The organism is Micromonospora sp. C41, assembly GCF_018070485.1.
In the GTDB taxonomy this organism is placed as follows: Bacteria; Actinomycetota; Actinomycetes; order Mycobacteriales; family Micromonosporaceae; genus Micromonospora; species Micromonospora chalcea.
In genome coordinates this window covers 1-18,527 of sequence record NZ_JAGPXP010000022.1, presented here as the reverse complement: position 1 = coordinate 18,527, position 18,527 = coordinate 1, and the positions used below count along the sequence as shown (strand labels likewise).

The window sequence follows — 18,527 nt, the reverse complement described above, 5'->3', positions numbered from 1 at the left end:
GTTGTGCTCACGGGCGGCCAGCTTACCGGCGTCCGGGCCGCTACACGCCGACCGCCGTCGGGCGTGGCTCCCGGGCGCGCCGGGAGCCACGCTCACACCGTCAGCCGACCGGGGCGACCGGCCGGTCCGCGCCGCGCAGGGCGGCCAGGCCGGCGTCCCAGGGGAAGGCGTCTGCGCGCCGCTCCCCCGTGCCGGGCGGATGCAGGCGTACGACGTGGTCCCCGAAGACCACCCGGACGCCCCACCCGGCCAGCCGGTCGAGGCTGGCCCGGAACGCCGGGTGCCCGGCCATCGCCTCGTTCGTGTACGGGACGGCAGCGATCGGCACCCCCATCCCCTGCGCCTCGACCAGCAGGCCGAGCGCGAGGGTGTCGGTGATGCCGACCGCCCACTTGTTGATCGTGTTGACCGTCGCCGGGCACACCAGCATGGCGTCCGCCGGTGGCAGCACGTCCAGGTCACCCGGGTTCTTGTAGTGCGTACGGACCGGGTGGCCGGTCTGCCGGGCCAGGGCCGCCCGGTCGACGAACTTCGCGCCGTCGGGCGTGGTGACCACGCAGACCGTCCACTCCTCCCGCTGGGCGAGGTCGACCAGCCGGCCGACGTGACGGGCCAGCGGCGAACCGCAGGCGATGACGTAGAGCACCCGCCGGTGCTCGCTCGCGGTCTCCGGACCGCTCATACTCCGACTCCCATGTGCTCAGCCAACTCCGCGATCGGCTGAGGCGGCGCACCACGTGTGCGACGGAGAATCTCGGACATCAATTCGTGCGCTATCGGCCGGCACCGGATCTCGGACGGCGCGAGCCGGTCGCCGCGCAGCAACATGTCCCCCGCGCTCGCCACGTCGCCGATCTGCGAGTAGCCCCGGGCCAGGTCGAGCAGGTGGTGCGCGCGCCGCTCCGGCAGCAGCGCGTTGAACGCGGGCTCGGACAGCCGCAGGTGCGTCTCCACCGCCCGGCCGCCGTCACCCAGCTCGACGGCCGCGGCGGCGCGGTGCAGCTCCAGGTTGGTCGGGCCGAAGGAGGTCCAGTAGTGGTTGTGGTCGCCGCCGAGCAGCTTGGCCGCCTCGTCGGCGCCGGCGAGCAGGTCGTCCACCGTCGCCGAGTCGCCGATCCGGGCGGCCGCCATCGCGCCCTGCAGCAGCAGCATGCCGTAGACGGAGAGCCGTTCGGGCCGGACGTCGTTGTCGCCGCCGGGCGCGAGCCGGCCGGCGATGCGCACGTTGAGCTCCAGCGCGGGGCGGGGACGGCCCATCGCGACGAGCGCGTTGCAGACCCTCGTGGTGGCGATCCCGGCCAGCAGCGGGTCGTCGGCCCGCTGGGCCACCGCCATCGACCGGTCGGCGGCCAGCCAGGCGAGGTCGCACTCGCCGAGCTTGCGCAGCACCGAGGAGGCGATCTGGTAGACCTGCCCGAGCAGGTGGGCGGCCTCGCGTACCTGCTCGTCGGCGGCGTAGCCGGCGTCCGCCGCCTGGGCGTCGCGCAGCAGCTTCGGCAGCGCGCGGGTGAGCATGCCGTACCGGCCGTACTGGTAGGTCAGCCAGGCGTGGTTGACGGCCTTGCGCATGTCGGCCAGTGGCGGCGGGAAGGGCGCCGCGTCGAAGTAGGCGCTCATCGAGTCGTACCGTTCCAGGGCGGTGCGGATCTCCTCCACCTCGACCTGGTCGATGCAGTTGAGCGCGTCGGTACGCCGTTCCGGGTCCTTGCCGTGCAGCAGCTGCACGTCGATCTGGAGGATGTCGGCGATCTCGTAGAGGACGGAGAACTTGTCCAGCCGGCGGACGCCACGCTCCACCTTGTCCACCCAGCTCTTGGACTTGCCGAGCCGGTCGGCGAAGACCTGCTGGGACATCTTGCGCCGGCTCCGCCAGTACGCCACCCGCCGGCCTATGGGTAGTTCGTCCATCCCTGCTCCCTCCCCCTCACGGCGCCGGCCGGTCCCCCCACGTCCCCCAGGCTTGCCCCGATCGCACAGGTTGTGCGTCCACCGACCAGCCAGTTCTCGTAGTTTTCGTGCAAGTTGCACCGACCGTTAGTCACCACAACGAGCGTGAGTTTCGGCAGTGACGGCTTTCGACGTGTGGCATGTGGACGGTTTCGCGGGACGAGAGGGGATGTCAGACATGTGGAGGAATGTCCGGCCGCGCGTCGCTCATCTGTCCCCGCTGGAACGGGTCCGCCTGCGCCGCGTCGCGGTGCGGTACGCGCTGCACGGCTGGCCGGTCACGCCCGGCGCCTGCCTGGCCAACAGCCGCTTCGTCTGCGGCCGGGCCGGCTGCCCCACGGTGGGCTGCCACCCCGCCCTGGAGGACTGGGAGCACGCCGCCAGCACCGACCCGGCCCGGGTGGCCACCTGGTGGCGCAGCCGCCCGCACGGGGTCCTGCTGCCCACCGGGCGTGCGTTCGACGTCCTGGAGGTCGCCGCCCACCTGGGCCGGCAGGTGCTGGACGCGGTCGCCACCCATCCCGCCGGCTTCGGCGTACGCGGACCGGCGCTGGTCACCCCGACCGGTCGCTGGATGTTCCTGGTCCGCCCCGGTGACCCGCTGCGCCCGGAGCTGGAGCACTGTTTTCACGTGGTGCGGCACGGACCCGGCTCGTGGATCCCCGCGCCGCCGACCCGGCTGCCCGAGGGCACGGTGCGCTGGGTGGTCGCCCCGGAACAGGCCCGCTGGCAGCTGCCCGACTCCTACCTGGTGCAGAACGCGCTGATCGCCGCGTTACGGGCGGCGGGCGTGACGCTCGGCGCGGACCTGTTCCCCGGCCACCTCCCGCTGCCCCGCCGGGGCCGCTGACCCCCGGCTACGCCCGGACGGGTGGCCGACAGCGACCTCCCCGGCACCGGAGTCGTTGGACCTGGCGAGGGCGCGTGCGCGCCAGAGCGGGGGTTTGAGGATGTCCAGGGACGACGCTGCCCGCCACACCGGCGGCACCGAGCCGGCACGGCCCCGCCGCCGTGTGCACCCGTGGGCCTTCACCCGCCCCCTGGGCGTACGCCCCGGCCGCCCCCGCCCCACCGGCTCCCGCCCCGCCATCCTCCACCGCCCCCTCCGCTGACCCCCGACGCCCCGTCCGCACGGACGCACCCTTTCCAACGCACCGTTGATCATGAAGTTAGCGGTGCGACACGCCGGGCTCCGGTGCCGCTAACTTCATGATCGGCGGGGTCAGGAGCGGGGTCAGGTGGGGAGGGTGGGGAGGGTTCGGGAGTGGTGGAGGTGGGCGGTCTCCGTGACCACGGCGTGCTGCCAGGGGGACGGCAGGTGGTCCAGCCAGGCCAGGCCCGGCTCGCCCATGGCCACCGCGGCTGTCGCGTACGCGTCCGCCACGCCCAGGTCCGGGCCCGCCACCGTGACCGACCGCAAGCCCTTCGCCGGTACGCCCCGGCGCGGGTCCAGCACGTGGTGCCCGCGCTCGTACACGCCGGAGGTGGCGACCGCCAGGTCGGTGCCGGTCAGCACCAGACAGGTCGCCGCCGCGTCCCAGGGATGCCGCACCCCGATGCGCCACGGCTCCCCCGCCGCGTCGTGGCCGCGTACCCGCACGTCGCCGCCCGCGTTCACACAGTGGTTCGGGGCACCGGCGGCCACCAGCCGGTCCGAGGCGACCTGCGCCGCCCAGCCCTTCACGTAGCCGGACGGGTCGAGCCGGCCCGTCGCGTACGCGTCGAAGAACCCGTCGGTGGCGGTCCACAGGTCGGCGCAGGCCGCCAGCACGGCACGCAGGTCGGCCGAGGCGTCGGCGGGCCGCAGCTCGCCCCGGTCGACCCGGCACACCTCGCTGTCGTCCCGGTACGTGCTGAACCGCGCGTCCACCTCGCGCAGCCAGCCGAACGTGTCCTCGGCCAGCTCGTGCAGGGTCCCCGGGGGCAGGTCGTCGGCCAGGTCCAGGCTGATCGCCGTACCCATGACGTGCTCGACCCGGCGCAGGCCGGAACGAACCGTCACGCCTTGTCCAGCGCGGCCTGCAACGACTGCTTGTACGCGGTGCTGGTGTACGTGGCCCCGGAGACGGTGCTCAGGTTGGCGCTCTGCCGGGCCACCACCTCACCGGACGTGCCGCTGTAGCGGGCCTGCACGTCGTCGCTGCGCTGCCCGGACTGCCCGCCCAGCGGCAGTCCGATCGCCGTGGCGTCGACGATCCGGCTGCCGCTGAGCGTGATCCGCACCTGCAGTGAGCCGTACTCGTAGGTGACCGACGGCCCGGTCACCGTGCGGGTGGTGACCTTCGGCGCGCTGGTGGTGGTCCGCGGCGCGGCGGGTGCGGTGCTGGTACGGGTGCCGCCCCGGCTGGCCGGGCTGCGGTCGGCGGACGCCTTCGGGGTGGGCTTCGCCGAGGCGCGCGACGACGGCGTGGCGCTGCCGGACGCGGCGGCGGTGGGCGACGGCGGCTCGGGCGCGGCCGAGCCGCCCGGGGCGACCGGAGCCAGCGCCACCGGCGCGTCCGGCAGGGTCTGCCCACTGCCCGGCGCGCCCTTGAGCACCACGAGCGCGGTGGTGCCGGCGGCCAGTCCGGTGATCGCGAGGAGCGCGCGACGCATGGTGGTGCCTTTCCTACAGCTCGAACGCGGTCAGGTGGATCTGGCGGCGGGGCACGCCGGCCGCGCGCAGCGCGGCGACCGCCTCGTCGACCAGGCCGCCCGGGCCGCACAGGTAGACGTCGCGCCGGGTCAGGTCGGGCACCAGGCGGCGCAGCCCCTCCGGGTTCATCACCTGGCGGGGGCCGGGGTCGTCACGGCGGCCGACGACGTACCAGACGGAGGTCTGCCGGGCCTGCGCGAGCCAGTCCAGCTCCTGGTGCAGCAGCACGTCGGCCGGGGTGCTCGCGCGGTAGATCAGCGCCGCGCCGGGCGGCAGCTCCTCCAGCATGGCCCGCAGCGGGGCGATGCCGCTGCCGCCGGCGATGAGCAGCGTCCGCTCCCGGGTGCGGTGCGCGGCCGTGAACGTGCCGGAGGGACCCTGCGCCCAGACCCGGGTGCCCGGCGTCAGGTCGCGCAGCTCGGCGGTGTACCCGCCGACGACCTTCACCGTGATCCGCAGCCACCTGTCGTTGCCGGCGGCGGAGACGGAGAACGGGTGCGACTGCCACCAGCAGCCGGGGTTGAGGAACCTCCAGCGGAAGAACTGCCCGCCGAGCAGGTCGATCTGGTTGAGCCGCTGCCCGGTCAGGTATACCGACACGGTGTCCTGGCTCTCCGCCACGACGTCGGCGACGCGCAGCCGGTGCCGCAGGTTGAACGCCAGCGGCGCGAGCACCCGGCCCCACACCAGCGCGGCCACCACCAGCACGTATCCGGCGATCCAGCCGGTACGCACCAGGCCCGGCTGGTGCAGCTGCGCGCCGTTGCTGAACTGGTGCGCGTAGCCGAGCAGCAGCGTGAGGTAGCTGGCCGCGTGCAGCAGGTGCCACAGCTCGTACGGCAGGCGGCGGCGCACCGCGCGTACCGCGGTGACCGCGACGGTGACCAGCACGCCGGCCGCGGCGAACGCGGTGATCATGTCCTCGTAGTCGGTCAGCAGCACGCCGACCTCGGCGAGCACCGAGTTGCGCTCCTGCCGGGAGTAGCCGACCACCAGCAGCGACATGTGCGTGAGCACCGCCACCAGCAGCGTCGCGCCGAGGTCCCGGTGCAGCCGGGAGATCCGCTCGCCGCCGAGCGCGCGTTCCAGCACGCCGAGCCGGCTCATCATCAGCACCTGGACCAGCAGCAGGTAGCCGGCGATCAGGCCGGTGATCCGGCCGCCCGCGGTGAGCAGGTCGGCGGTGTCGGTGAGCGACCCGGCCGGGGTGTCCAGCCACCACGGCACCACTGCGGCGACCAGCCCGAGCCAGAAGAGCGCGGCGAGCGTCCGCCGGGCGCCGGGTCCGCGGCGCGGACGAGCCGGGGGTACGGGAGCAGCCGGACGGCCGCCGTACGGGGCGGAGTGCCCGGTACGACGGCCGGCGGCGCGGGTTTCCTGGTACGTCACGCGTAGATCTTGACCGGGGTGAACTTCTGCCGGGGGAAGATCTTGTCCACCTCGGCGTTTGTCAGGCCGAAGCGGCCCTGCGCGACCGATCCGTAGACGTTGAACATGTTGTTGTACTCCGGCACGTCGCCGCTGTCCAACTTGTCCAGCCCGTTCCAGGTGCCGAGCAGCGAGCTGGCCAGTTTGCGGCCGGACAGCACGGTGACCACGCCGCCGTGGCCGTGGTCGGTGCCGCCGCCGTTCGAGGCGACCCGGCGGCCGAACTCGCTGGACACCATGATCGTCACGTCCGCCGCCTGGTCGCCCAGGTCGGTGAAGAACGCGGCCATCGCGGCGGCCAGCTCGTTGAGCCGCCGCCAGAGCTGGCCGCCCTCGCGGGTGCCCTGGTTCTCGTGGGTGTCGTAGCCGCCCATGCCGACGGTGGCCACCCGCACGTTCGCGCCGCCCTTGATGAGCTGGGCGAGCTGCTTGAACGAGTTGCCGACGCCCCGGTACTCGACGCCCTCGGCGGCGGCGTACGGCTTGGCAGCGAGCTTCTGGGCGGTGGCGAGCGCGCCCATGCCCTCGATGACCGCCTCCTCCACCGGGTGGTTGATGCCGGTGAACAGGCCGCGGATCGCCTTCTCGGTGGCCGCGCGGAACTTGTCGTCGCCGTTGAGCCGCAGGTCGCCGACGCTGTTGAGGGAGATCGCGCCGTTCACGCCGACGAGCGAGCGCGGCAGCGTGCTGCCGATGCCGACGCTGCGGAACGCGGTGCCCTTGCCGAGCGCGTCGACCAGGCTGTCCAGCCAGCCCCGGCCGCCGGTCTCGCCGGGCAGGCCGCCCAGGTTGCAGGCGTCGGCGGCCTGGAAGTGGCTGCGGGACAGCCGCGGGTCGGACGCGGCCGGCACGAAGCCGAGCTGACCGGCCTTGAGCCACTTCTCCAGCGGCGCGAACGCGCTGGTCAGCTTGAAGCCGCGGGCCAGCGCCAGCGAGTCCTCGCCGAGCAGCAGGTCCGGGCGGGCCTTGGTGAGCACCGGGTCGCTCGCCGGGGCGACCAGGCTCAGCCCGTCCAGCCCGCCGTAGAGGAAGACGTGGATCAGCGTGCCGGTCTTGGTCGCGGCGAACGACGCCGACGTGGTGACGAACTGGGCCGTCGCCAGCGCGGTCGCGGTGGCCGCGGCGCCCGCGACGAAGGTACGGCGGGTGACGCCCCGGCCGTCCTGCTGTGCCTCCTCGATCTCCTCCAGCCGGCGGTACCGGTCGGCCTCGGCCGCGCTCTCGGCCGCGACGATGTCCGCCTCCGCGCGCAGCAGCGCCTCGGCCGGGTTGTCGGCCAGCCGCCGCAGGTCGGGGCATTCGGGGTGCAGGGGGTACGGGTTCACGGTCATCTCCATCGAATGCCTCACCGGAGGTGGTGCTGGGGGGACGCGAGGATCGTCCGCGCGACAGCGGCGATGGCCCCGTTGAAGGTGGCGTCGACCTTGGCGCTCTCGGCGACCCCGGCCACGGCGAGCACGAGCTTCTTCTCCTTGGCGCTGAGCTTCTGGTGCACCAGCCGCTGGGCCAGCGCGTCCACGTACGCCCCGGCGGTGGTCGGCGGCTTCGCCACCAGCTTCTCCGGCTTGGCGAACGTGAACTGCTTGCGGTAGCCGGCGATCAGGTCGCCCGCCTCGTTCCAGCCGTCGATCATCGTGCCGGCCGAGGTCCAGGCCAGGTAGACGTCGGCGTAGCCGTCCGGGGTGGGCTTGCCCATCGGGTACTGGCCGAGTTCGCGCATCTTGTCCTGGATCTGCCGCAGGCCCTGCGCGAACGGGGTCCGCCGATTGTCGCCGGAGTAGCCGGGGGCCGCGTCCGGCGAGACGCCGAGCGCCCGGTACGTGGCGACCAGGTACTCCATCGGGCGGCGTACCTTCTGGCCGACCGCGGCCCAGAACTCCGAGGAGCTGAACAGCGTCGCCAGCACCGGGCGGATCTGCCCCTTGTTCGTGGTGTACGCCTTGGCGAGCCGGTCCACCACGGACTTCGGCGGGGTGTCGGAGACGAACCGGGTGGCGAGGTTCTGCGCCACGTACCGGGCGGTCGACGGGTGCGTCGCGATGTAACGGATGTACGAGTCGATGACCTTGTCGGCGGCCACCGGATCGTCGGAGTTGTTGGCGTGGCTGAACCCGAGGATCTTCACCTTGCCGAGGTAGTGCCGCTCGGCGAAGAACTTGTACTTGCCGTCGGCGACACCGCGTCCGGTCTGCAGCAGCGCGGCCTGGCGTACGTCCTTCTCGGTGTAGCCACCGTCGACGCCGACGGAGTACAGCTCCAGGTTCTCCCGGGCCAGGTTCTCGTTGACCGCGTCCTTGCGCGAGTCGACCTGGTTCAGGTAGAGCAGCAGCGCCGGGTGCTTGTTCGCGGCGACGAGCATCTCCGGGTAGCTGCCGAGCGCGTGCTTGCGGATGACGTCCCGGTCGAACGCGTTGCGGTAGTTCTCCCCGCCGTCGAAGTCGGCGGCGACGTGCAGGAAGTCGTTCCAGAAGTCGACCATCACCTCGAACAGCTGCCGGTCCGACCAGATCTGCCGGGCGATGGTGGCGTCCACCGTCTCCCGGGCCGGGTCGACGCCCTTCTCGTTGAGCTGCTCGCGCTGGTCGCGCAGCTGCGTCGGGCTGAGCTTGAGTGACTGCAGCTCGGCCAGCTTCAGCTCGGCCTTCGTCGGGGCGATCTTCTCCGGTTCGAGCTGCTGGCGCAGCCAGTCGTCGATGCCGAGCCGCTTGATGTCGGCGAGCATCTTCGGGGTCGCGCCGAACGTGGTGCGGGTGGCGAGGTGCCGGATCGGATCCTTGGCGAGCACCGTCTTCACAGTCACCTTGGTCGCCTCGGCGGCGGCGGCCGGGCTGCCGTAGAGCCGGCCGCCGGTGGGCGCGTTGCGCTTGAGCGCCTCGCCCGCCCGGGAGCCCATGTAGCTCTCGTTCTGCTCGGTGTAGGTCCGCACGGTGCTGGGCTGCTGGCCGCTCGGCCGCGCCGCGTTGCCGTCGGTGGTGACGGTGCCGGTGGCGTCACCGGCCGCTGCGTCACCGGTGAACAGTCCGCGTACCTGCGGAGACAGCGCGAAGGCGGCGCCACCGGCGACGACCGCGGCCCCACCGAGGGTGGCCAGCGCGCGGCGGCGACCCCGGTTCGGCGGCTCGTCGCCGTCGTCGTCCAGCGTGGGCAGTCCCGGGCCGGGCGGCGGGCCGTACCCGCCGGCGGGCTGGGCGTAGCCGCCCTGCTGGGGGAAGCCGCCCTGCGGCGGGTAGCCACCGGCGGCGGGGGCGAAGCCGTCCGGTCCGACCCACTGCGGGCCCGGCGCGGGGGCGGGGTGAGCGCCGGCGTACGGCGCGGCGTGCGGGTCGCGGTACCCGTCCGGATGGGGGTGCTGGTATCCGTCCCAGCCGCGGTCGTCCCGGGGTCGACGCGGTGGCACGTTCAGGTCGGCCATGTACCTATCCCGTTTTCTTCGAGTGCCGGCACGCCTGCCACCCGGGGGGTCGGGTGGCGCAGGGGCGGCGACGGTTGCCGGAGAAGTTGCCTACGGGAAAGTAGCCAGGCCGTCCCGGCCGCTCAAGGCACGCCGGACGCGCCCGTGAGCGCACTTAAGACGGTGCTCAGGCCCGCCGCGGAGGACCCGGCGGGGCGGCGAGTGCGCGGCGACGTCCGGAGCAGGGCCGATCCGGTCACGCACCGCCCGAACGCGAGGTTTCGCAGCCCGGCGACGCCGCCGGGGGCGTTCACCGCCTCACCGAAACTTAAGGTACGGATAAGCCTGCGCTGAGAACCTCGTTCCGCCTGTCCGGTCCGGCGAAACAGCAGCAGCGGCGGCGCGTGACCGCCCTCCGATCCGGGTATGCCGCCGAACCGCTGAAGCCGTGAGGGGAAGGCACCGCCATGCTCAGCCAAGAGGATCAGCGCAGGTTCGAACAGATCACCCGCCGTCTGCGGGAGAGCGACCCTCGGTTCTTCGCCCGGTTGGACAGCCGGATAAAGGGACGCCGGGGCCGGTACATGATGCTGCTGACGATCGTGCTGTGGGCCTCGCTACCGGCGATGACAGTACTGGTCGGACGGCTGGCCGGGGCGATCTGCGCGGTGGTGCTGGTCGCCAACGCCGCCGTGATGTGGCGTTTCCGCCGCCGATTGCTGTAGGCGTAAGGAAGGGCCCCTTCTTAACGCCTCCGGTAGAGGAAGGGCCCCTTCTTAACGCGCGCCTTCGGCGCGACCGAACTCCGTGGGCGACGCGCCCTCGGCGCTGCCGAACTCCCGGTACGCCCGGCGCAGCCGCTCGGCCAGGCCAGGCCCGCCGATCGCGGCACCGGGCGACCCGAGCTGGCGCAGCAGCAGCTCCGGGCCGGTGGCGAGCGTGGGCGGCCGGTCCGGCAGCGCCACCGGCGCCAGCCAGAACCGGTCCAGCTCCTCGTCCGGCTCGACCGCCGGCAGCCCGGCCAGGGCCCGCGCCGCGCCGACCACCGGCACACCCGTCGTCGCCGCCGGGTCCGGCCCGGCGCCCGGGACCGATGCCGCGCCCGCGCCGAGCACACCGCCGTCCGCCACGGCGCCGCGCAGCGTACGCAGCCGGTCGAGCAGTTCGGCGCGGGACCGGCCACGCCAGTGCAGCAGGTGGAACGGGTCGGCGTCGAACGCCTCGGCGAGCAGGTAGAACGTGGCCGCCAGGTGTTTGCACGGCACCGCGAAGTCGGGGCAGCCGCAGCTCTGGTCCAGCTCGTCGATCTCGGCCGGGAACAGCGGCGCGCCCGCCCCGGCGAACAGCTCCTCCAGTTCGGCCGGCAGGTCACCGGCGAGCAGCCGGGCGCTGAAGAACGCCTGCCCGGCCAGCTCCGACTCCAGCCGCCGCCACACCTTCTCCGGGTACGCGGCCAACCCGATCCGCACCGGGTAGGGGCGCGGCCGGGAGCCCTGCACCTCGGCGGTGACCTTGCCGGGCGACACGTCCAGCCGGAGCACCTGCCCCCGGCGCGCGTACGCCCGGCCGCGGGTGAGCCGGGAGCCGAGCGCGAACGACTCCAGCACCTCCACGAACCGCCGGGACCACCAGGACTGCCCGATCGCGCCTCTGGTGCTGCGCGCCCGCAGGCCACCCTCGACCCGCAGCGGCGGCCGGTAGTCGTCAAAGCGGGGGCTCACTCGACCACCGCCCCGGACTCCAACGTGAACAGGTCCCGCAGCGTGTCGGTGGACAGCTCGGTGATCCACTGCTCGCCGCTGCCCACCACGGACCGGGCCAGGCTGCGCTTGTCCGCGATCATCGCGGCCACCTTCTCCTCGACGGTGCCGGCGCAGACGAACTTGCGTACCTGCACGCGGCGGCGCTGTCCGATGCGGAACGCCCGGTCGGTGGCCTGGTCCTCGACGGCCGGGTTCCACCACCGGTCCACGTGCACCACGTGGTTGGCGGCGGTCAGCGTGAGACCGGTGCCGCCAGCCTTGAGCGACAGCACGAACAGCGGCGGCCCCTGCGGCGACTGGAAGCGGGTCACCATGGCGTCCCGGTCGGCCTTGCCGACGCCGCCGTGCAGCAGCAGCACCTCCCGGCCGGTACGCGCCGACAGGTGCCCGCGCAGCATGCCGCCGAACTCGGCGTACTGGGTGAACAGCAGCGCCTTCTCCTCCGCGGCGAGCACCTCGTCGACGATCTCGTCGAGGCGTTCCAGCTTGCCGGAGCGGCCGTCCAGCGCGGAGCCGTCGTGCAGCAGCTGGGCGGGGTGGTTGCAGACCTGCTTGAGGCGGGTCATGGTGGCCAGCACCAGCCCGCGTCGTTCGATGCCGTCGCTGGACTCGATCTTCGCCATCATGTCGTCGACCACGGCCTGGTAGAGCGCGGCCTGCTCGGCGGTGAGGTTGCAGACCACCTCCATCTCCAGCTTCTCCGGCAGGTCGGTGATGATCGTCGGGTCGGTCTTGAGGCGGCGCAGCACGAACGGGCCGGTGATCCGGCGCAGCCGCTCGGCGACCTCGGCGTCGCCGTGCCGCTCGATCGGTTCGGCGAAGCGCTTGCGGAACGTCGCGGCCGGGCCGAGCAGCCCCGGATTCGCGAACTGCATGATCGACCAGAGGTCGGCGAGCCGGTTCTCCACCGGCGTACCGGTGACCGCGACCCGGTGCCGCGCGGGCAGTGACCGGACCGCCTCGGCCTGCCGGGTGGCGGCGTTCTTGATCGCCTGCGCCTCGTCCACCACCACCCGGTGCCAGTCGACACCGGCCAGCTCGAACGCGTCCCGGGCAGCCACCGAGTACGTGGTGAGCACCAGGTCCGCCTCGCCCACCGCGGTGGCGAAGCCCTCGCCCCGGGCGCGCTCGGCGCCGTGGTGCACGTGTACGCGCAGGCCGGGCGCGAACTTCGCCGCCTCCCGCTGCCAGTTGCCGACGAGCGACATCGGGCAGACCAGCAGCGTGGGCCCGGCCTCCGGCGGGTCACCGGCGAGCAGCGCGAGCAGTTGGACGGTCTTCCCCAGCCCCATGTCGTCGGCGAGGATGCCGCCGAGCCCGAGCGACTGGAGGAACGCCAGCCAGGCCAGCCCGCGCCGCTGGTACGGCCGCAGCGTCCCGGTGAAACCCGGCGGCGGGTCGGCCGGGGTGAGCCGCCGTTCCGCCTCACCGGCGAGCAGTTCGCCGAGCGCGCCGTCGGCGACCACGTCCAGCACCGGCAGCTCACCGGCACTGTCGTCACCGGACAGTCCCATCCGCAGCAGGTCGGCCACCGTCAGCTCGCCGGAGGAGCGCAGCAGCTTCAGCCCGGCCTCCAGCCGCTGCGGGTCCAGCTCGACCCACCGGCCGCGCAGCCGGACCAGCGGCGACTTCAGGTCGGCCAGCGACGCCAGTTCCTCGGCGGTCAGCGGCTGGTCGCCGAGCGCCAGCTCCCAGCGGTAGTCGACGAGTGCGTCCAGCCCCAGCTTCCCGGCGCTTGTGGCCACCGCTCCCGGCGCGCTCCGGCTGCGCGCCCGCAGCCGCGCGCCGAGCCGCGACGAGGAACGCCGCCACCACGACGGCAGCAGCACCCCGAACCCGGCCGCGTGCAGCACCGGCGCGCCCTCACGCAGGAACCGGTGCGCGCCGTCGGCGTCCAGTTCCATGCCTTCCGGCGCGGCGGTACGCAACGCGGCGTCCACCTCGGGCCACAGCCGGCTGGCCCGGCCCAGCTCGGCCAGGAGCGTCTCCTGCGGCTCCACGCCCCGGGCGGCCAGCGCCGGCGCGGGCCGCTGCCAGATGTGCGCGGCGTCCACCACGAGCCCCGGCTCGTCGGCCGGGTGCAGGCCGAACTCGACCCGCCAGACGGCGTCCTCGACCAGCTCGGCGACCGGGTCGACGTCCGGCTCGACCAGGCGGAACGTGGCCCGTACCGCGCCGCCCGCGGCGTCGCGCTGCCAGGCGTCCAGTTCGTCGCGCAGCGTCGCCAGCGCGTCCGGCTCGGCGGGGAACGCCCGCTCCGGGCCGGTCAGCGCGGCCAGCCAGCGCGGCACCGCGCCGACCGGGCGCATTCCCCGGTGCAGCCGGGTGTCGGCCAGCGCCACCCGGGCGGCGGCGTCGACCAGCGCGTCCAGCGCCTCGGCGACCAGCTCACCGGCCCCGATGTCGCCGGATCGCCCGGCCCACGCGCCGCCCGTCGGTTCGCCCGCCCGGCTGCTGTCCCGGACGGACCCGCTCGGCGAGCGCCCGCCCGGCATGGGCTCGGCGGCGTCCGTCCGCACATCCGCCGACGCCGGGGCGGCGGCCCCGCCAGGGCCTTCGCCCGCACCGACCGACGCCGCTGCCGGGCCCCACGGCTCGGGCCGCCATTCCCGGGCGGCGCGGGCCGCCGGCGGCAACGCCGTCGCCAGGTCGCGCGCCCAGCCCGCGTCGGTGCCGGTGAGCAGCGGCCGCCAGAGCGCCCACCCGGTCGCCACGTCGTCCGCCCCGACGGCCCGCAACCGCCGCCCGGCCCTCGCGCCGGAGGCCGCCGGTGACCGCCGCGCCGAGGCACGCCGGCCGGTCGCGGCCGGCCCGCCGTCGGGTCCACCACCACCGGGGTACGCGTCGAGCGCGACCGGCAGCAGCCGGCCGCGTGCGACCAGGTCGGTGGCGAAGTCGGCCAGCTCGCACAGGTGACGCAGGCTCGCCCCGACCGGGCCCGGCGCCGGCACGCGCAGCAGCTCGTACGCGGCGTCCGGGGCGTACCCCAGGGCCGGGACCCGCCATCCGGCGCGGGTGACCGGGCCGCGGACCGGTTCCCCGACGGTGGCCCGGATCAGTTCCGGCGAGTCCACCGGCGAGCCGGCGCGGGTCGGCAGGTCCAGCAGGACGGAGACCGGCTCGCCCGGCATGCCGTCGAGCGCGGCGGCGAGCGTGGCGTGGTCGGCGGCGAACGGGTGCGGGCGCTCGCGCGGGACGCGGCCGGGCCGGCGGGGCCCGCGCGCCGGGCGCGTGCTGTCCTCGGCCCACAGGGCGAGCCCGCTACCGGGCAGCCACAGCCCGTGGATGACCAGCACTGCTCCCCCTCGCCGACGCCGGGGCCGGAAGACGGCGCCCGGGGAGTCAGGATAGGCCGCCGGGCGTCGCTATCGTCGGCGCCATGGTCGACCTTCTCGTGCTCGGCGGGCTCGGTGTGGACGTCCGCGTCCAGGTGCCCGCGCTGCCGCCGCCCGTCGCCGACTCGCTGCTGGTGCCGCCGATCGACATGCGGATCGGCAACACCGGCGCCGGGGTGGCGCTGGCCGCGCACGCGCTCGGCCTGCGGGTGGCGCTCGTCGACGTGCTGGGCGCCGACCCGGCAGGTGACGTGGTGCGGGCGGCGCTGGCGCGTACCTCGGTGCGGTCCACGCTCGCGGACGCGCCGGCCGGCACCCGCCGCTCGGTGAACCTGGTCGACCCGGCCGGGCGGCGGATGTCGCTGCACGACCCGCGCCCGTGGTCGGGGCCGGCGCCGTTCGCCGACGCGGAGCTGGCCGCGCTCGTGGCCGAGGCGACCCACGTCCACCTGTCGATCATGGATTGGGCCCGGGACTCGCTGCCGGTGCTGCGCGCCGCCACGTCGGTCTCCACCGACCTGCACGACTGGGACGGCGAGAACGACTACCACCGTCCGTTCGCCCGGATCGCGGACCTGGTCTTCGTCAGCGACAGCCGGCTCGGCGAGCGGGCCGCAAAGGAGGCGGCCGAGCTGGCGCCGCGCACGGTGCTGGTCACCGGCGGCGCGGCCGGCGCGACGCTGCACACCCCCGGCGCGCCGCCCGCACACGTGCCCGCCGCCACCCCGCCGGGGCCGGTGGTGGACACCAACGGCGCCGGGGACGCGTTCGCGGCCGGGGTGATCGCCGCCCGGCTGCGCGGCGCGGACGTGCTCGACGCGGCCCGGTACGCCGCCCGGGTGGCCGCCGCGGCCTGTACGCACGACGGGATGGAGTATCCGGACGGGCTGCTCCCCCGGGCCTGAGGCGTCAGATCGCGCCGGTCTCGCCGTCGGTCAGCTCGCGCAGGATGTCGGCGTGCCCGGCGTGCCGGGCGGTCTCCTCGATCAGGTGCACCAGCACCCAGCGCAGCGACACCTCGCCGAGTTGCGGGTGCGGCACCACGTGATCGAGGTCGAACCGCGCGGCGACCCGCCGGGATTCGTCGCAGGCCGCCTCGTACGCGGCGGCGAGCGTCTCGACCGTGTCGCCGGGGCGCAGCGCGAAGCTGGCGTCGGCGTCGGCCTGGGAGGTGAGGTAGACGTCGCCCGGCTCGGGGGCGAACAGGCGGCGGAACCAGTTCCCCTCGACCACCGTCAGGTGCTTGAGCAGCCCGGCCAGGGTGGTCAGCGAGGGCACCAGACGCCGGCCGGCGTCGGCGTCGGTCAGGCCGCGCACCTTGCGCAGCACGGTGCTCCGGTGGAAGTCGAGGAACGCGTCGAGGATCGCCCGTTCGCCGCCCGTACGGGCGAGGACCGGACCGAGAGTCGGATCGATCGTCGGGTGCGCCATCCCCGGACCCTAGTACGCACGGTGCCCGGTTCGCTGCCCCGCGTGATCCCCTGCGCGGGCGGGCCGGCCGGGGCAGGATGGGCGCATGGCTTCCACGGTGCAGATCCCCCTGGTGGGCGGCGCGGCCGACGGCGAAACCGTCACCGTCGAGCTGGACAGCAACGGCCGTCCCCCGCTGACCCATCACCACCTCGGGTCCAACGGGCTCGCGGAGGCACAGATCTACGAGCTGGAGTCGGACGCCCAGCCGGGCCGGGAGTGGGTCTACGCCTGGCGTGGCCCGGCGGTCTGACGACCCGGCTCACACCGCCGGGGTCAGGGACCGGGCCCGGATGCTGTCCAGCACGCTGCGGGTCACCTGCGAGGTGCCCCGCGCCTGCTCGCAGACCTCCGCCACCCGGCGCGCGGTCTCGTCGGCCCGCGCCGCCCGCTCGTCCCACAGCCGGTCCACCTCGGCCAGCAGCGGGCCCTCGACCTCCCGTTCCACGCCGCGCAGCGCCGGCACGCCGAGCCGCTGGGCCAGGTCGAAGACCTTTCCGGCGTACGGCAGCGGCAGGAACGGTGTGCCCATCATGGCCGCGAAGATCAGGAAGTGCAGGCGCATGCCGACCGCGAGGTCGAAGTGGCGCATCAACCCGAGAATCTGCGCCGGACGGTAGTCGCCGTGCAGGATCCGGCCCCGGTCGGCGGCGGTCATGTGCGACAGCACGCCGTGCGAGTGCCGGATGTCGTCGCGTTCCATCGGCACGAACAGCACGTGCGCGTCGATCCGGTGCACCAGGAAGTCACCGATCTGGGCGAGCAGGCGGTGGTAGCCGTCCACGTCGAGCCGTTCGGCCGCCCGGCCCGGCTCGCGCACGCTCAGCCCGACCAGCCGGGAGTTGGCCGGCACGCCCTCCTCACGCAGCCACTGCTCGGGGAACTCCTCCGGTTCCAGCAGGAACGCCGGGTCGGCGGTGACGGTGATGGGATTGATCAGACCGGCCTCCTCCAGCACCATCCGCGACTCCTGGTCCCGGACGGTCACCTCGACCGCCTGCGCGAGCGTCTCGCGCACCATGCCGCTGTCGAGCGTGTCGCTGAGCGGGCCGACACCCACCGCGTACGTGAGCAGCGGCAGCCCGCGTTCCTGGGCGACCCGGACCACCCGCAGGTAGCGCCGGGCCTCCTTGTCGTAGAGGATCCCGCCGCCGCCGAGGATGAGCAGGTCGAGCTGGTTGAGCACCGGGGACGAGTCGACGCGGCTGACGCCCTCCCACGGCACCGCCTCGACCTCGGGGTGGGCCAGCGCGGTGTGCGCGGGGTTGCGGGAGAAGACGATGATCCGGGCGTTCGGCTCGTGTCGGCGCAGATCGTCCAGGAGACCCGTGAGGATCGCCTCGTCGCCGAGGTTGCGACCGCCGTAGGAGCCGAGCACGCCGATGGTCAGTCCGGTGCGTTCCCTCATCCGTTGCTCCTTCCCAGGGGTGTCCGCGCCAGCGTTCCCGCTGGCCGCCCCGGGTTAACGCACGGCGAGGAGACTCAACGGGTGGCGTCGCCGACCAGACGGGAGACGAGGTCGGAGACCACCTGATCGGTGTCGAACCCGGCGTCGATCGAGGTGGTGAGCAGGTCGAGCAGGAGCCCGTCGACGGCGTAGTGCAGCAGCGCCACCTCGTACGCCCCGCCCGGTAGTCCGGCGGCGAGGTGGTGGGCGACGTCGTCGGCGTACCCCCGGCGCAGCACGCCGCCGAGCGCGGACCGCAACTCGGGGCGGCGGGCGGCCTCCAGCCGCAGTTCGAACAGCGCGCGGGTGAGGCCCGGCTCGCGGGTGGTGCGCGCGACGATGTCGCGCAGGTAGTCGGTCATCAGCGCGAGCGACGGCTCGCGGCGGCCGAGGTCGGCCAGCACGGCCGGGTCGGGCGCGATCCGGTCGAAGATCCGTTCGGCCAGGCCGGCCAGCAGCGCCGCGCGGGACGGGAAGTAGTTCGAGGTGGTGCCGGAGGGCACGCCCGCCTCGGCGTCGACCGCCCGGTGGGTCAGCCCGCGCGCGCCGGCGTCGGCGAGCACCCGCAGACCGGCGTCGGCGAGCAGGGTACGGCGTTCCGGGTTCCTGGCCACGCGAACACAGTAGCAACAACCACGACAGGTGTTGTAGATTCGCCACTGAACCACGACAGCCGTCGTGGATCACCTCGGACATCGGAGCCGGTTTGCGCAAGCTCGTGTATTTCGTCGCCAGCACCCTCGACGGCTTCATCGCCGCGCCCGACGGGTCGTTCGACTTCCTCCCGCTGACGCCCGACCTGGCGCCCCACCTGGTGGCCGAGTGGCCCCAGACGCTGCCCACGTTCGCCCACGCCCAGCTCGGCATCGACTCCCCGCCCGCCGGCCGCTTCGACACAGTGCTGATGGGCCGAGGCAGCTACGAGCCCGGCCTGAAGATGGGCGTGACAAGCCCGTACGCCCACCTGGAGCAGTACGTGTTCAGCCGCTCCCTGCCCCCTGCCGACTACCCGGACGTGAACGTCGTCGCCGGTGACCCGGTGGCCTTCGTCCGCGAGCTGAAGACACAACCCGGGCGCGACATCTGGCTCTGCGGCGGCGGGCAGCTCGCC

At 74.0% G+C, this 18,527-nt stretch carries 17 protein-coding genes; 5 read left to right on the top strand and 12 right to left on the bottom strand.

Going from position 1 to position 18,527, the window contains the following annotated elements; genetic code table 11:
- Positions 1-100 precede the first annotated feature (100 nt).
- Positions 101-682 (bottom strand): flavoprotein, encoded by a 582-nt coding sequence (locus KBX43_RS22060; protein ID WP_030504216.1) that lies wholly within the window; start codon positions 680-682, stop codon positions 101-103.
- Positions 679-1,908, bottom strand: a complete 1,230-nt coding sequence (locus KBX43_RS22055) for a helix-turn-helix domain-containing protein (RefSeq protein WP_069088946.1) — start codon at positions 1,906-1,908, stop codon at positions 679-681. The genes KBX43_RS22060 and KBX43_RS22055 overlap by 4 nt, the downstream gene beginning before the upstream one ends.
- Before the next feature lie 217 nt (positions 1,909-2,125).
- On the opposite strand from KBX43_RS22055, the gene KBX43_RS22050 reads away from it, so the two are divergent.
- Positions 2,126-2,797, top strand: a complete 672-nt coding sequence (locus KBX43_RS22050; RefSeq protein ID WP_210886936.1) for a bifunctional DNA primase/polymerase — start codon at positions 2,126-2,128, stop codon at positions 2,795-2,797.
- Between the two features lie 384 nt (positions 2,798-3,181).
- On the opposite strand, the gene KBX43_RS22045 is transcribed toward KBX43_RS22050, so the two are convergent.
- The 5 genes from KBX43_RS22045 to KBX43_RS22025 are packed head-to-tail and all read right to left on the bottom strand — an operon-like array spanning position 3,182 to position 9,422.
- Positions 3,182-3,910: an FAD:protein FMN transferase gene (locus tag KBX43_RS22045; RefSeq protein WP_210887025.1), complete on the bottom strand. Its 729-nt coding sequence runs from the start codon at positions 3,908-3,910 to the stop codon at positions 3,182-3,184.
- 35 nt (positions 3,911-3,945) lie between these two features.
- The gene (locus KBX43_RS22040) at positions 3,946-4,542 is read right to left on the bottom strand and encodes an FMN-binding protein (RefSeq protein ID WP_209962785.1); all 597 of its coding nucleotides are present in this window, start codon (positions 4,540-4,542) and stop codon (positions 3,946-3,948) included.
- Positions 4,543-4,555: 13 nt separating this feature from the next.
- The gene (locus KBX43_RS22035; protein WP_210886934.1) at positions 4,556-5,971 is read right to left on the bottom strand and encodes a ferric reductase-like transmembrane domain-containing protein; all 1,416 of its coding nucleotides are present in this window, start codon (positions 5,969-5,971) and stop codon (positions 4,556-4,558) included.
- Entirely contained in the window at positions 5,968-7,341 is a 1,374-nt protein-coding gene (locus KBX43_RS22030; protein ID WP_223201459.1) for a DUF1501 domain-containing protein, read from the bottom strand. Before KBX43_RS22030 ends, KBX43_RS22035 begins: the two co-directional genes overlap by 4 nt.
- 14 nt (positions 7,342-7,355) lie before the next feature.
- Complete coding sequence (locus KBX43_RS22025; protein ID WP_210886932.1) at positions 7,356-9,422, bottom strand: DUF1800 domain-containing protein; 2,067 nt, start codon at positions 9,420-9,422, stop codon at positions 7,356-7,358.
- Between the two features lie 446 nt (positions 9,423-9,868).
- Here KBX43_RS22025 and KBX43_RS22020 point away from each other — a divergent pair, with 446 nt between their 5' ends.
- On the top strand, positions 9,869-10,126 hold the full coding sequence (locus KBX43_RS22020) for a DUF3040 domain-containing protein (protein ID WP_043329246.1): 258 nt from the start codon (positions 9,869-9,871) through the stop codon (positions 10,124-10,126).
- Positions 10,127-10,177: 51 nt separating this feature from the next.
- Here the strand turns inward: KBX43_RS22020 and KBX43_RS22015 are convergent, their stop codons facing one another.
- Together KBX43_RS22015 and KBX43_RS22010 are read right to left on the bottom strand one after the other, a co-directional pair.
- On the bottom strand, positions 10,178-11,122 hold the full coding sequence (locus tag KBX43_RS22015) for an SWIM zinc finger family protein (RefSeq protein ID WP_210886929.1): 945 nt from the start codon (positions 11,120-11,122) through the stop codon (positions 10,178-10,180).
- Positions 11,119-14,460 carry a DEAD/DEAH box helicase gene (locus KBX43_RS22010; protein ID WP_210886925.1) on the bottom strand — a complete coding sequence of 1,114 codons (3,342 nt, stop codon included), beginning with the start codon at positions 14,458-14,460 and terminating at the stop codon, positions 11,119-11,121. Before KBX43_RS22010 ends, KBX43_RS22015 begins: the two co-directional genes overlap by 4 nt.
- A gap of 83 nt (positions 14,461-14,543) precedes the next feature.
- Between KBX43_RS22010 and KBX43_RS22005 the strand changes: the two genes are divergently transcribed.
- Positions 14,544-15,404 (top strand): carbohydrate kinase family protein, encoded by an 861-nt coding sequence (locus KBX43_RS22005; protein WP_210886922.1) that lies wholly within the window; start codon positions 14,544-14,546, stop codon positions 15,402-15,404.
- 4 nt (positions 15,405-15,408) lie between these two features.
- Here KBX43_RS22005 and KBX43_RS22000 read toward each other — a convergent pair whose 3' ends face one another.
- Positions 15,409-15,930, bottom strand: a complete 522-nt coding sequence (locus tag KBX43_RS22000) for a DinB family protein (RefSeq protein WP_069088939.1) — start codon at positions 15,928-15,930, stop codon at positions 15,409-15,411.
- An 85-nt stretch (positions 15,931-16,015) separates the two neighbouring features.
- On the opposite strand from KBX43_RS22000, the gene KBX43_RS21995 reads away from it, so the two are divergent.
- The gene (locus KBX43_RS21995; protein WP_064448256.1) at positions 16,016-16,222 is read left to right on the top strand and encodes a hypothetical protein; all 207 of its coding nucleotides are present in this window, start codon (positions 16,016-16,018) and stop codon (positions 16,220-16,222) included.
- 9 nt (positions 16,223-16,231) lie between these two features.
- Here KBX43_RS21995 and KBX43_RS21990 read toward each other — a convergent pair whose 3' ends face one another.
- Positions 16,232-17,377 (bottom strand): polysaccharide pyruvyl transferase family protein, encoded by a 1,146-nt coding sequence (locus KBX43_RS21990; protein ID WP_064448255.1) that lies wholly within the window; start codon positions 17,375-17,377, stop codon positions 16,232-16,234.
- A gap of 74 nt (positions 17,378-17,451) precedes the next feature.
- Positions 17,452-18,030: a TetR/AcrR family transcriptional regulator gene (locus KBX43_RS21985; protein WP_210886919.1), complete on the bottom strand. Its 579-nt coding sequence runs from the start codon at positions 18,028-18,030 to the stop codon at positions 17,452-17,454.
- A gap of 92 nt (positions 18,031-18,122) precedes the next feature.
- On the opposite strand from KBX43_RS21985, the gene KBX43_RS21980 reads away from it, so the two are divergent.
- Positions 18,123-18,527 (top strand): dihydrofolate reductase family protein (locus tag KBX43_RS21980; RefSeq protein ID WP_210886916.1); only part of this gene is annotated, 405 nt, incomplete at its 3' end.